10 protein-coding genes are annotated in these 13,123 nt (G+C 61.3%); all 10 read right to left on the bottom strand.

Going from position 1 to position 13,123, the window contains the following annotated elements; genetic code table 11:
* Positions 1-63: 63 nt before the first annotated feature.
* The gene (locus tag AC1VNX_RS09455) at positions 64-1,131 is read right to left on the bottom strand and encodes a hypothetical protein (RefSeq protein ID WP_483156466.1); all 1,068 of its coding nucleotides are present in this window, start codon (positions 1,129-1,131) and stop codon (positions 64-66) included.
* A 289-nt stretch (positions 1,132-1,420) separates the two neighbouring features.
* Entirely contained in the window at positions 1,421-3,424 is a 2,004-nt protein-coding gene (locus tag AC1VNX_RS09450; RefSeq protein ID WP_483156465.1) for an ATP-binding protein, read from the bottom strand.
* 13 nt (positions 3,425-3,437) lie between these two features.
* Entirely contained in the window at positions 3,438-4,295 is an 858-nt protein-coding gene (locus AC1VNX_RS09445; RefSeq protein ID WP_483156464.1) for a DNA adenine methylase, read from the bottom strand.
* Between the two features lie 251 nt (positions 4,296-4,546).
* Positions 4,547-5,563, bottom strand: a complete 1,017-nt coding sequence (locus AC1VNX_RS09440) for a hypothetical protein (RefSeq protein ID WP_483156463.1) — start codon at positions 5,561-5,563, stop codon at positions 4,547-4,549.
* A gap of 931 nt (positions 5,564-6,494) precedes the next feature.
* On the bottom strand, positions 6,495-7,169 hold the full coding sequence (locus AC1VNX_RS09435) for a response regulator transcription factor (protein WP_483156462.1): 675 nt from the start codon (positions 7,167-7,169) through the stop codon (positions 6,495-6,497).
* Positions 7,166-8,548, bottom strand: coding sequence for a cache domain-containing protein (locus AC1VNX_RS09430; RefSeq protein ID WP_483156461.1), 1,383 nt, complete (start codon positions 8,546-8,548; stop codon positions 7,166-7,168). The genes AC1VNX_RS09435 and AC1VNX_RS09430 overlap by 4 nt, the downstream gene beginning before the upstream one ends.
* A gap of 38 nt (positions 8,549-8,586) precedes the next feature.
* A complete protein-coding gene (locus AC1VNX_RS09425) occupies positions 8,587-9,813 on the bottom strand; it encodes an MFS transporter (RefSeq protein WP_483156460.1) in 1,227 nt (408 codons plus the stop codon).
* A 124-nt stretch (positions 9,814-9,937) separates the two neighbouring features.
* Entirely contained in the window at positions 9,938-10,864 is a 927-nt protein-coding gene (locus AC1VNX_RS09420; protein WP_483156459.1) for a DedA family protein/thiosulfate sulfurtransferase GlpE, read from the bottom strand.
* Positions 10,865-11,008: 144 nt separating this feature from the next.
* A complete protein-coding gene (locus AC1VNX_RS09415) occupies positions 11,009-12,406 on the bottom strand; it encodes a heavy metal sensor histidine kinase (RefSeq protein ID WP_483156458.1) in 1,398 nt (465 codons plus the stop codon).
* Positions 12,403-13,098: a heavy metal response regulator transcription factor gene (locus tag AC1VNX_RS09410; RefSeq protein WP_483156457.1), complete on the bottom strand. Its 696-nt coding sequence runs from the start codon at positions 13,096-13,098 to the stop codon at positions 12,403-12,405. The genes AC1VNX_RS09415 and AC1VNX_RS09410 overlap by 4 nt, the downstream gene beginning before the upstream one ends.
* Positions 13,099-13,123 lie beyond the last annotated feature (25 nt).

Raw genomic sequence — 13,123 nt, 5'->3', positions numbered from 1 at the left:
ACGAGCGGAACAATGCGGAATCCTGCAATGGCGCTCCATCAGCCATCGCACTGAAATTCCTGATCAGCGCTGCTGCCCGTCAAGGAATCGCTGGAGGATGGTCGCGGATGGATAACTAGACATTGACGCAATCCCGTTTGCGAGCTCTACCGGAAACATGGCACCTTCAAACTTGTGACTAATAAGCGAGGGCACTGTCGCCAATATTCGCGCCAGCCCAATAAGGTCCTGCGCAACGGGTCGATCGGCATCGTCAAGGTAGTCCCCTGTCGGCACGTTTAATACCATGTGCGAGTTCGGATCGATCTTCACGTACAGCTTTTCGCCCCAGTTTGTGCGTGATCCATATGGGTTAGACAGATCTGGCGAGCGATATACCTCCCGCCGCACGAACGCATGCGTAAGCGGGGCATAGCCAATTGGCTCACCTCTCGAATGTGGCGCGGCAAATCGCACAATAGAGTCAAGATGGTCAAAAAAAGCTCCACTTTTTTCTTGACCGATGATGTGTACAGGGCGCCGTTGTGTCTTAGCGAACTGAAGGAATGCACGAATGTTCGGCACGAGCTTCGAATACTGACTCCGCAAAGTCAGCGGACCATCCTTGATGAATAGCGTGTCAGTGACCAATGTTCGATCGGTGTGATGCCACATCAGCCTGACCGCTGTGAAAAGCATCAGATGCTCCATGACAAGCATGTAGGAAGATGCCAGCGACTCGGGAGCGCTGTCCTCGTCCATTTCCAAATGGAAGCCCCATACATCGGATAAGAACACTTCGCCCTCGCAATGCGGACAATGGCGCGAGTCCGTTCCATGAGCGAGTCCGTCGGGAATCTCCTGACCGCAATGAGGGCACTGAAATCCAGGCGAACGTGCCGTAGATTCAGAGTCCCATTTACGAAAGGCAAGCCATCTGAACGTCTCGTAAAACGCCCCACTCTGATCTACTTGCATCGAATCGCGAACGATGTGACGCACGGCCTCGTAGTTGCTCCCCAAAGGCGTACGCACGTTCTTCAAAGGAAAGACGGAGGCATGTTGCACTCCGCTGTCCTTCAGGGCATCGCGCAGTAAAAGAGGGTGAGGAAGGTCCTTGTCGATGACATCGAGTTTGGCTTTGTCCAGCATGAGTAGCGCTGTCTTGACGAACGCAACTTCCTTTGGCGGTTTCTGACTGGACCTCACAGACACGAATGAACCGTCGACAGCCCAAATGCTCCTTAATGGCTCAACGCCGTTTGAATCAAAGGACTGCCAAGCCGTAGTAGACGGGTCTTCATCGAGAGCTTTTGTGCTCTCAAAGTCTTCAACAAGACTCCTCACCCAATCGCTCTGTACAACCGCCAAGTGGCCCAACTTTGATGCGGACTCCCCCGGCAGCCGTGTGCCTTGACTATATGGCATTGGGATGTCTCCGTTAGGCAGCAGAGGCTTGCCGAGCTTCGAATTTCGAAGCTTGGGTTGGTACGACAAACCTGTGCGACATAGTCAACATTCGCATATACCCAGGAGTCTTTGCTCTCAGGATGTCTTCTTCCACACCGGAGAAAGCGATTTGCACTCTTGATAAGGCTCTTGTTTCATCCTGGCTGGAAAGATGCCCAACAAAGAAGTTTTCCGTTTGAGCAAGCAGTTCTCTGTTGATAGTTGAAGGAGACTGCGTTGAATACACCATTCCGATGTGAAACTTGGCACCTTCCTTAGCAAACCGAGCATACACGCCAGTTAGATCTTTGCTGTCCGGCGGGAAAATGTTGTGAGCTTCTTCAAAGTAAAGCTGTACATACTTGTTGCCCAATGTGTTTGCTACAAACTTGCTTTCTTGAGCGCTAAAAACCGCTGAAGAGAGCATGTTCGAGAAATATCTACGAATAGAATCGGTTGCGTTTCCAAGATCCAAAATAACTGTTCGCCCCTGATCAAGCAGTCTCAAGATCTCTTCTTGAAAATTCCCTGCATTTGCTGCGTGGTATTCGCGATAAGGACGGATCACCGTAGGACCAGCGCCAGTTGCGGGATTCAAAAACTCTAGCAGCGCCATCGCGTCTGAATCGAAGCCCGGGCGACCATCGCTGCTTTGAAGGGATTGATCGTTGGGAAACTCGCGCCTGAACTCTGCAATGACTTCCAATTCAGTCTGTAATTGGTCCAAATTCGTAGGGTTTGGTGGGACCGACTGAGCCCCTCGCACTGCTGCGTATGCAGCTTCTCTAAGCGCTTGATTGAAGTGGCAGTCAAAGTGCTGAACGTGCTTTGAAGCATAAAGGTTCAAATTTCTCAGGCGTGACTCGTCCGCTGGAAACCCCGCCTTGTTGAGTATTGCCCAATACATCTGAATCTTGCGAACAGCACGCGACCTATCTGACGGGGTCATGCCGGAGATCTCAGCTATTTCTGGAAGCGTTACTCCGGCGAAGCTCCGGATATAAATGGAAGTCTTATTGTCTTGAGCCAGCATCTGTCCCAGCACCTCAAGACAAGCAGTTGGTTGCTCATAGAAATTCATTCGCAAGGGCCGCGACGGCGTGCCTGGGCGAGCGGTCAACGCATAGACCTGAGAGCGCGCTTCATTCGCTGAGCGCAACGAGCGATTCCCATCCTGAGGGTTATCGTTCGCGTACTCTCCGTTGATGTCAAAGATAAGTTGACCGACCGAGCCGTCTTGCTCGGTGGCATCCAGCATACCTTGCGCTAACAACTTCACGACATTAGATTTACCCAGACGGGTTTTTCCAAACATCGCGGTTCGACAACCTTTGAAGTCTTTCATCGAAATCTCTACTGGGATGTTCGTAACACCGCCAGTGCTGTACAGGCCACATTCCATGGTTCGTAGCGCACCGATCTCGATACGATCATCTGGCTTAACCATCCCGTTAACGATGAGCCTCAGCAGCGCGTCATCAGGAGCAAAAACCTTGTACCGATGCGCGCTAACCACGTTATTCACGTCTCCAGAAAATCCAAGCTTGCGCATGTCCTGCGGATTGGCATAGAACATTCCGAGTACGTCGCAATCGAGAGCCCCCCATTGCAACTCGCTCTGCGTCCAGACGTCGAGTTCTGGCATCGCTTTCTTATGCAGTTCAAAATATGTCTGTTGAACCTGGCTCGACAACGGCGTAGGCGACACACCGGTCACACGAAGCAATGTGAAGTGGGGTGGTGTGTTGCCGGCATTCACTGGGGTCATGATCAAAAAAGACCCCCGGGGTATGCCGCCGACCGCCAACTTGTACGGGTCGCTTGTAATAATTTTTGCTATGTCGAAGCCGAGCTCTAGAACGTAGCCAACGAAGCGCATTTGATCAATCTGGCGTGCAGTCTCCATAGCATCTTCACGGGCTAGGAACGCTCTCAGCGCATCAATCGGGTTGCCTTGAGTTGCGGCAGTGTTCAGCAGTGCGCCAAGTTCTGACATTCTTTTGCTCTCCTTAGATGTTGGCTCGGATGATCAGCTCTTCGAAGGTTTTTCGGCTCGCGCTATCAGCGGAAATGCGTGAGTACCGGGAGACGACCTTAAGTGTGAATTCCGGATTCGTGTAAAGGCTGCGCACAGATTGGTGATTGGCGTTCGTACAAAAAATCTTCACGCCACGGCGTGCCGCGCGCAGCAGCGCTTGTGAAAGTCGCTGTTGGTCCGCCCAAGAAAACAAGATTTCGTTGTACTTAAGAAAACCGTTGTAGTTGTGCAGAACGGTGTATGGTGGATCTGCGAAGACTAAGTCGCCTTTCTTCGCCCGATTAACCAGCACCTCAAAGTCCCCAGCTACTAGCTCGGCACCTTGCAGCAACCGAGACATCCCTGCAAAGTTATCTGTCTCGATAAGAACTTTATTCTTTGTCCCGCGGGGTACGTTGAATTCCCCTTCACGGTTCACACGATAAATGCCGTTGAAGCATGTGCGATTCAAGTAGATCAACCTAGACGCTCGCTGCGTAAGGTCCTCGGGCATCTTCCCGCGAAGCCAGTAGTAATAACTGTCTGCGTCCTCTCGATGACGCCGCTGGCGGTATCGCAGGCTACTGACGAGCCCCTGCCAGTCGCTCTGAATCGCTTGATATGTCGCAACTAGCTCAGTATTTGCATCGCCAAGTAGTGCCTTGTCCGGCTGCAGGTGGAAATAGACAGATCCTGCCCCAACGAACGGTTCGATATAGTTATTGAAAGTTGTTGGCAATAAATGGGCATGACTGCTCACAAGCCAGCGCTTACCTCCGGCCCACTTTAGGAATGGCACAAACCGTGGCATCTCTGTCCCACTTGCATCGTTCAATTGATCGTCCCGCATTGCTTCGAGGCCTCCCCTTTAAGCTCTACTTGGAGATGCCGCAAAACCACATGACTCACTTCCCTGGGGACTCAACCTTCTGAAAAGGGAGATCAACTCGACGGAGATCGACTCGCTGAGTGCACCTGATCGCCGGTGACTTAAAGAGAGCATCTTTGGGGTGACCGTCGGTGCGAGACAGCGAAGAGCTCTTTTAGCCATTGTCGTAAATGGCTCCGAGTTCATAAAAGCATTCTCTTTGAAGTACCGTCTTACTCCGAGTCCACCTCGCGCAGTCGCCTCGGCCTCCGCGGCCAAGAAACGCTGACGATGCGCGCTGTAGTGATATCACCGCTCAGCTCCGTGGCGTTAATCTGCATGTACAGCGACTTCCGCTCCCATTCAGCAGTCTTAAGAAGCTCTCGGTGTTCATCCGTGATGGTGTCCGTCCCTAGGGAGGCCACGAATTCGCCATTTCTATCTCCACCACCCAACCACAAACGAACATTCTCTTCATTCTGCCAATCGATTTTGAAGATCTTGTAGTTCCCGTTGAGTTGGAGTTCCTTGGCCTTTCTGCGCGAAGAAGTCGATATGGAGCGTGCGATCGCGTTCGACATCTCAACACCATTGACCTCTAGAGAGGAGGCATCGCCAACACTTCGCAGGACCTCTCGTCTGCTCTCGTCAAAATCCTCTTGATCGGCTCTCAACCTTGGGTTTCCCGCCATCGCGCGCGTGACGGTCTCTAGTCGCTTCGTCTCTTGCTGGGACAGCGCAACGAGTTTTTGGAAGTCGCGGTCCGCCTGCTTCTCCTCGGCCCGTCCTTTCAAGAAAGACTTGACCATCAACGTGCTCCCCGCGATGAACGCCAGCCCGAGAACGGTCACAACAATCTCTGTACCAGTCATTTTTCCCGCCAGTGCTGTTGAGAGCTTCTCCGCGTACTCGCCAAGGTTGACCTCAATAAGAGAGCTTCCCTTTTTGACCTTCGCCTTGAACTGTATTTCCTGTCGCTCATCTGCTGTTAGAACTCGAGCATTTCCACTACCATGAACATGGCGTGCGAAGGCACGGTTCATTGCATGCTGAATTTCGACTAGAGCCTCAGCGATATCGGGCGTGATCGTGCTGTCATAGCCTTCGCCCTTAGCTCGAAGACTAAGAATTGGCCAGTCTTGAAATTCAATCTCGACGTTTTTTCCATCGAATCGACCTGCGAGCGCGCCTTCCAGGAACGCGGCCGCTTGACCCTCACTCCCGATCCGAAGGACATTGCCATCCGCCATTTCGCTGATCCTCTAGTTATTGACCGCAGAATGCTACTTCATGCTACAAGTATTTCATTAGGGGTTTAGCATCACCGACCGAGTAGATGGGTCTAGATGTGGGATCTCTCGAGGTGAAGGCCTGCATGAGCGGCCTCGCACAACCACCATTCAGTGGCCTCAACGGTTTCGGAGTGGGGGAGACCAAGGGGCATCAATGCCCCCGTCGGCGACCACAGGCGGTAAGCGCTTCAAGCAAGGACTCGCGATAGGAGCCGAAAAACTGGAACGGGCGCCAAGCCCTCCTTAAAGGCTTGGCGCCCTAATCCCGGTCACCCAGCCGGACTCATCTCCTGATAAAGCGCCACAGCCTCCCGCGCCAAATCCGAAGCAATCCAAAGCAGATTCTCCCGATGCGCCTCCCCCGCATCCTGGAACCATCCGTCCCCAGCGCCGTAGAAGCACCAGAGCAGCGAGTTCAGCTGCTCCAGCTTGTTCTCCAGAAGACCAGCCGGGTCCCGTGTCGTGGTCGTAGCGTCCGCGGATGCCGGCTTTGCTGCCCCGGCCATAATTCGTTTAGCCATTTGGTGTGCTCGCTTTCCAAAGTAATGCACGTCACTTGGTCAGACGGTCAAGGTGCGCGAACACCTTGGCCGTCGCCTTTTGTGCCTCACGTTCGCGTCGATGCAAATCGCACCGACAGCCCGCCGCAAGGCAATGCGGTTTCGCTCAAGAGAAGTCTTTGTGTGCTCTGCCCTCCATGCCCACTTGGTGGGTCGTTCAACCACAGGGGCATTCACTGTATAGAAGACCAGGCTGCGCAGAAGTGACTTTCTGCCCAGAACCTGCCGATTCCTACGCTTGATCGCGAGGCGGCGGCGCCAGTCAACAAAGCGCTGACAGTCGCGGGATCGATCAGCGAAAAAGAGGCTGCAGAAGCGGCTGCATCAGCTCAGGAATCGCGCCCGAATTCGCGCGCATGTTCCACCGCGTACTTGATGAGCTCGGCCTGCCCCTCGATGCCCAGGCGGCGCTTGATGCTCTGCCGGTGCGCCTCCACGGTGCGCACGCTCAGGCCCAGGTCGCGCGCGATCTGCTTGCTCGATTCGCCTCGGCCCAGCGCTGAAAGAATCTCGCTCTCGCGCGGGGTGAGCAGCGGCCTGGGCTCCTGCGTGCGGAAGAGTTTTTTCGACACGGCGGGGCTCAGGAATGTGCCGCCGGCCGACACGGCCTCGATGGCCGCGACGATCTCGGCCGCGGGCGCGTCTTTCAGCACGTAGCCGCGCGCGCCCACCTGCAGGGCCTTCTGCACGTACTCGGGGTTGTCGTACATGCTGAGCATCACGACGTGCGGCGCGCCCTGGCGTTGCAGAAGCAGTGCCGCGAGCTCGATGCCGTTCATGTCCTTCATGCCGACGTCCATGAGCATGAGGTCGGGCCGCAGGCTTTCCACCAGCTCCAGCGCTTCGGCGGCGCTGCCGGCCTCGCCGACGATCTCGAGGTTGGGCATGGAGCCGAGCCTTGCGCGCAGGCCGTCGCGCACCAGCGGGTGGTCGTCCACCAGGAAGAGGCGGACCATCGTTGCGGGTGCCGAAGGGGGTGTCGTGGGCTTGGGTGCGGTCGTCATGCTGCTGCTGTTTGCGCCTTCGCGCTGCGGGCCGGCACTTCGGCTTCGATGGATGTGCGCCCGGCGTTGCTGCACATGGTGAGCCGCCCGCCGATGGCCTCCATGCGCTCGCGCATGTTGCGCAGGCCGATGCCGCGCCGGGGGTCGAGCTGCACGGCCTGAATGTCGAAGCCGGTGCCGTCGTCGCTCACTTCGAGGCGCACGCCTTCTTCTTCGTCGAAGCTCAGCGCAATGTGCACGTGCTGCGCCCTGGCGTGCTTGCGCACGTTGGTCAGCGCCTCCTGCGTGAGGCGGAAGAGCGCGGTCTTCACCTCGGGCTGCAGCTCGAAGGATTCGCCGCCGACCATCATCGATGCATCGACGCCGCCGCCCTCTTCCCTGAACTCGTCGACCAGCCGCTCCAGTGCGGCGGGCAGGCCCAGGGTGTCGAGCAGTGCGGGGCGCAGGCGGTGCGAGATGCGGCGTACCTCGATGAGCGAATCGTTGAGCCGCTGCAGCGCCTTCGCGAGCGCGGGCGGCGCGGGCTGCTGCTGGCGGTCGAGCGCTTCGACAGCCGACTCGATCAGCAGCTTGGCCGACACCAGCGTCTGGCTGGTGCCGTCGTGCAGCTCGCGCGCGAGGTGGCCGCGCTCTTCTTCCTGCGACTGCACCACGCGGCGCGCGAGCAGCCGCAGCTTGGCTTCTGCCGTGCGGTGCTCGCTGAGGTTGAGCAGCAGTCCGGCGGCGCTGACCACGCCGAGGCACAGCGCGGCAATGCCGGCAATCCACAGCAGCGTGGCCGTGACGTTGGCGTTCATCTGCCGGTCGAGGGTGTCCATGGTCGACTGGATGTCGTCGAGGTACAGGCCGGTGCCGACCATCCAGTTCCAGCGCGGCAGCGCGGTCACGTAGCCGAGCTTGGGCGCCATCTGCGCGCTCGAAGGCTTGCGCCACTCGTACTCCACGTAGCCGCCGCCGTTCTCCTTCGCGCCCTTGATGAGTTCCTGGATGGTGTAGCGCCCGTGCGAATCGCGCAGCTCCCACAGGTTCTGGCCAACCAGCTCGGGCTGGCGCGAATGCATGAGGGAGTTGCCCTCCAGGTCGTAGACGAAGAAGTAGCCGTCGTCGCCGTAGTTGAGCGCGGCCAGCCGGCGCAGCGCCTCGTTGCGCGTGGCCTCGTCGTCCTGGCCCGATTCGTACAGCGGCAGCAGGTTGCTCACGGCCAGGTCGACATAGCTGCGCAGCTCGCTGCGGCGCTGGGCCATGTAGCTGCGCTCGATGAGGGCGCGCTCGCGCTCGGCCAGATCGTGCTCCTGGTGGCGCACCGCCAGCGCCACCAGCACCAGCGCGATGAGCAATGGTGCGACGGCCAGGGCGACGATCTTGGTGCGGAGGTTCATCGGGTGGCAAGGCTACCACCGCACCTCCAGGTGCCGGATCAGCCGCCTACGGCTGCTGGAGCGGCTACCCGCCTGAACTCCGTCGCGTAGTAGAGCAGCGCCAGCACCACATACCCGCCACCCAGCAGGCACAGCCCGCTCCATCCGTGGAAGGCATACACCGCGGCCGCAATGCCCGAGGCCACCGCCGCACAGATGAAGATGAAGGTCATGAACAGGCCGTTGAGACGGCCGCGCAGTTCGGGCGCGAGCATGAAGAGGCTGCGGAAGTTGAGCACCTGGCAAAGCTGCACCGCGCCGTCGAGCAGGATGCCCGCCGCGACCAGCCCTGCCAGCGAGCGGTAGTGCATGGAGACTGCGCCCAGCACGAAGGAGAACAGCGCAACGACGATGGCAGCGCCGGTGGCCGGGCGGGTCAGGCCACGGTCGGCCAGCCGGCCGGCAATGGGGGCCATCAACGCGCCCGCCGCACCGGCCAGGGCGAAGAGCGCGATGCCGCGCTGCCCCATGCCGAACTCGTGCATCAGAGCCAGCGGCACGGCAGTCCAGAAGGCCTGGAAGCCGGAGAACATCATTCCCTGGTAGAAGCCGCGACGGCGCAGCAGCGGCGTGTTCAGCACGATGCCGGGCAGCGAAGCCATGGTGCGCGCATAGCCCACCGAGGCGTGCGGGCGGCGCTGCGGCAGCGCGCGCCACAGCACGGCGATGAGCGTGGCCATCAGCACGGCCGACACCCAGAACACCGCCCGCCAGCCCAGCGCGGAAGCCACCACGCTGGCGAAGGGCCGCGCCAGCATGATCCCGCCGAGCAGGCCGGCCATGATGTTGCCGACCACCTTGCCGCGCGTGGCCTCGGGCGCGAGGTGCGAGGCGAAGGGCAGCAGAACCTGCGCCGCGACCGCGCAGGTACCCACCACGAAGGAAGCGGCCAGGAAGGTGATGGCCGAGTTCGACAGCGCAATGCCCACCAGCCCGATCACCGCGCCGAAGAGCGCGCCCACGATGAGCCTGCGGTTCTCGACCACGTCGGCCAGCGGCACCAGCAGCAGCAAGCCCGCGCCGTAGCCGAGCTGGGTGAGCGCCATGATGAGCCCGGCCAGGCCGGCGTGCAGCTGCAGCGTGTCGGAGATGGGGCCGATGAGCGGCTGGGCGTAGTAGATATTGGCCACGCACAGGCCGCATGCGACGGCGAAGACCAGCGTGAGGGCCGGGCTGAGGCCGGGTGCGTGTGCGCCGGAAGAAAGCGGAGCTTGAGGAGATGGCACGAGGGGCCTCGTTGGCTGGCGGGGGGTGTATCGGGAGGCGGGGCCAACCAAGGGTTAACCCGGAGCGCGGCACCTTAGCATGGGCGCCCGGTTTCTGCAGGCGAAGGGGCTGGCCCTTCCCGGTTCAGTCCGTGCTGGTGGGCCGGCCCGAGGCCACCCAGGCGTCGAGCCCGCCCGTGAGCGGCAGGGCCCGCCGCGCACCGCGCGCCAGCAGCACGCGCGCGGCCTGCGCGGCCGACACCTCGTTGGGGCAGTTGCAGTACAGAACCACGTCGCGCCCCGCCGCGTGCGACAGGTCGAGGCTGCGCTGCTGCAGCGCCTTGAGGGTGTACGACTGCGCCCCCGGAATGCGGCGCGGATCGACCTGCACGCCAGCCTTGCCGCGCACGTCGATCACCAGCGGCGGCTCTTCGCCGCTGAGCAGTTCGTGCAGCTCTTCCACAGAGATGCGCGGCATGCCCGTGAGCCGCATGAAGGCGCGGCGGCGCCAGTAGCGCACCGCGAGAATCACCACCAGCAGCACGGCCACCGCCGCGGTGGCGATGCCACCGGCCTGCGCGAGGATGGCCAGCACTTCCTGGATCTGGTTGCGGAACACCCAGCCCAGCCCGAGGAAGAGCCCGGTCCACACCAGCGCCGCGCCCACGTCGAAGCCAATGAAGCGCCGCACCGACATGCCCAGCGCCCCGGCCATCGGCGGTGCCACCACCGACACGCCCGGCACGAACTTGGCGGCCACCAGCGAGAGGCCGCCCCAGTCTGAAATGAGGGATTCGCCACGCCGCACGCACGAATCGGGCGACAGGGAGATGCGGCACAGCATGCGCATGAAGCGGTAGCCGAAGCGCCGCCCCGCGTAGAACCAGGCCCCGTCGCCCAGCAGGTTGGCAATGACGGCCGCCACCACCACGCCGGCCACCGAGACGTCTCCCGCCGCCAGCAGCGCGCCCGTGAGCACCAGCACCGCCGCAGCCGGCACGGGCAGCCCGAGGCGGGCGGCGAAGCTGGCGGCGAACACCACCAGGATCGCGTTCTGCACGAGCAGGGACATCAGTTGCGCCATGGCTGCCCTTGTCGTGGCCCGGATGCCGGAGGAAGTTGCGGGGGTTGCGTGCTGTTCATGCCGGCAGCGATTGTCCGGCATGGCCCAAGAACGTACCGGGCACAGGCCATTGCCTGGCGCCTTCAGCCATCGTCAGCCGGCGGCTTTCTCGGGCGAGCGCGCTACGCTGAAGCCGAAGGTATTCCAACCCTCTTCGCTCGATGCGCTGACCTGCCCGCCGTGCATGCTCGCCACCGCCTTCACGATGGCCAGCCCCAGGCCATGGCCGTGGTGCCCGCCCCCATCGTTGCGCGCCTCGTCGACGCGATAGAACCGGTCGAACAGGTGCTGCAGGTGCTGCGCGTCGATGGGCTCGCCTGGGTTCGACACGGTGATCCACGTCGCGGCCGCTTCCTCGCGCAGCGTGACGGCGATCTGCGCGCCCGGCCTCGAATGTTCGATGGCGTTCTGCAGCAAGTTCGACATGGCGCGGCGGAAGAGCGCGCTTTCCAGCCGCGCCTCGGCCAGCACGTCGCCCTCGATGACGACCTGCGCGCGCGTCTCGTCGAGCACGAACTCGAAGAACTCGATGGTCTTGCGCACTTCCTGCGCCACCGGCGTGAGCACCAGCCCGGTCGCCACCTCGCCGCGATCGGCGCGCGCGAGAAAGAGCATGTCGTTGACGATGGAGCGCACCCGCTCCAGGTCTTCGAGGTTGGCCTGCAGCACCTCCTGGAACTCGCTGGCGCTGCGCTGGCGCGACAGCGCCACCTGCGTGCTGCCGATGAGGTTGGCCAGCGGCGTGCGCAACTCGTGCGCCACGTCGGCGTTGAAGGCTTCGAGCTGGCCGTAGGCTTCTTCCAGACGGCTCAGCGCGCCGTTGAAGGCTTCGGCCAGCGCCGAGAGCTCCACGGGCAGCGGCTCCGACTGCAGCCGCTGCGACAGCGTCTTGGGCCGCAGCGCCTGCGCCTCCTTCGACAAGCGCTCCAGCGGCCGCAGCCCCACGCGCGCAATCCAGTAGCCCGCCACGGCCACCACCAGAACCGCGCACAGCCCAAGCGCGACCAGCGCCGTCAGAAAGGCCTGGCGCGTGCGCGCATAGGGCTCGGTGTTGCGCCCGACGATCAGCCGCACGGCCGGACGCTGCTCGAAGGGATCGATGTGCACCGACAGGGTACGGAACGGCCGCTCCTGCCCCGGCAGTTCGACGACGCTGGTGTGGCCGTTGGCCTCGCGCGTGAGCCCGTCGATCTCGGCCAGGCCCTTGCCGTACTGGAAGCGCGGGTCGTCGCTGAGCACCCAGAAGCGCACGCTGCCGTCCTCGGGCGTGAGCGCGTCCATGCGCGCCTGCACGCGCGACCAGCGCTCGGGGCTGCCGATGGCCTTGATCCAGAACTGCAGGCTCTTGAGCGTGGTGTCGAGCTCCTCGTACTGGTGCCGCTCCAACTCGCGCGCCAGCACGTTGTGCAGCGCGAAGCCGGCCAGCGCGAAGGTGGCGAGCGCCACGGCCGCGAACATGATCACCAGCCGCGCGGTGATGGAGCGCTTCACGGCGCCGCGCCCTCCCCGCCAGCATCGCGCACCTCCATCACGTAGCCCATGCCCCGTATGGTGTGCAGCAACTTCGGGCTGAAGGGCGCGTCGATCTTGTCGCGCAGCCGCTTGATGGCGACCTCGACCACGTTGGTGTTGCTGTCGAAGTTCATGTCCCACACCAGCTCGGCGATGGCGGTCTTCGAGAGGATCTCGCCCTGGCGGCGCGCCAGCACGGCCAGCAGCGCGAACTCCTTGGCGGTGAGGTCGATGCGGGTGCTGCCCCTGAAGGCTTTGCGCGCCAGCAGGTCGATCTGCAGGTCGGCAATGCGTAGCTGCATCGGCTCCTGCTTGCGGCCGCGGCGGTTCAGTGCCTGCAGCCGCGCCAGCAGCTCGAGAAAGGAGAAGGGCTTGACGAGGTAGTCGTCGGCGCCCTCGTGCAGGCCCTTGATGCGGTCTTCCACACGGTCGCGCGCGGTGAGCATGATGACCGGCGTCTGCTTCACGGCACGCAGCGCGCGCAGCACCGAGAAGCCGTCCTGCCCCGGCAGCATCACGTCGAGCACGATCACGTCGTATTCGTGCGTAAGCGCGAGGTGCTGGCCGTCGATGCCGTTGTGCGCCATGTCGACGGTGCAGCCCTGCTCGGTCAGCCCCTTGGAGAGGTAGTCCGCGGTTCTCAGTTCGTCTTCGACTATCAGGATCTTCATGGCGCTTTCTGCCCTCTTGTCTTTG

This window comes from Variovorax sp. TLI9-5A (assembly GCF_056867935.1).
This window is presented reverse-complemented; position numbering and strand designations above follow the sequence as displayed.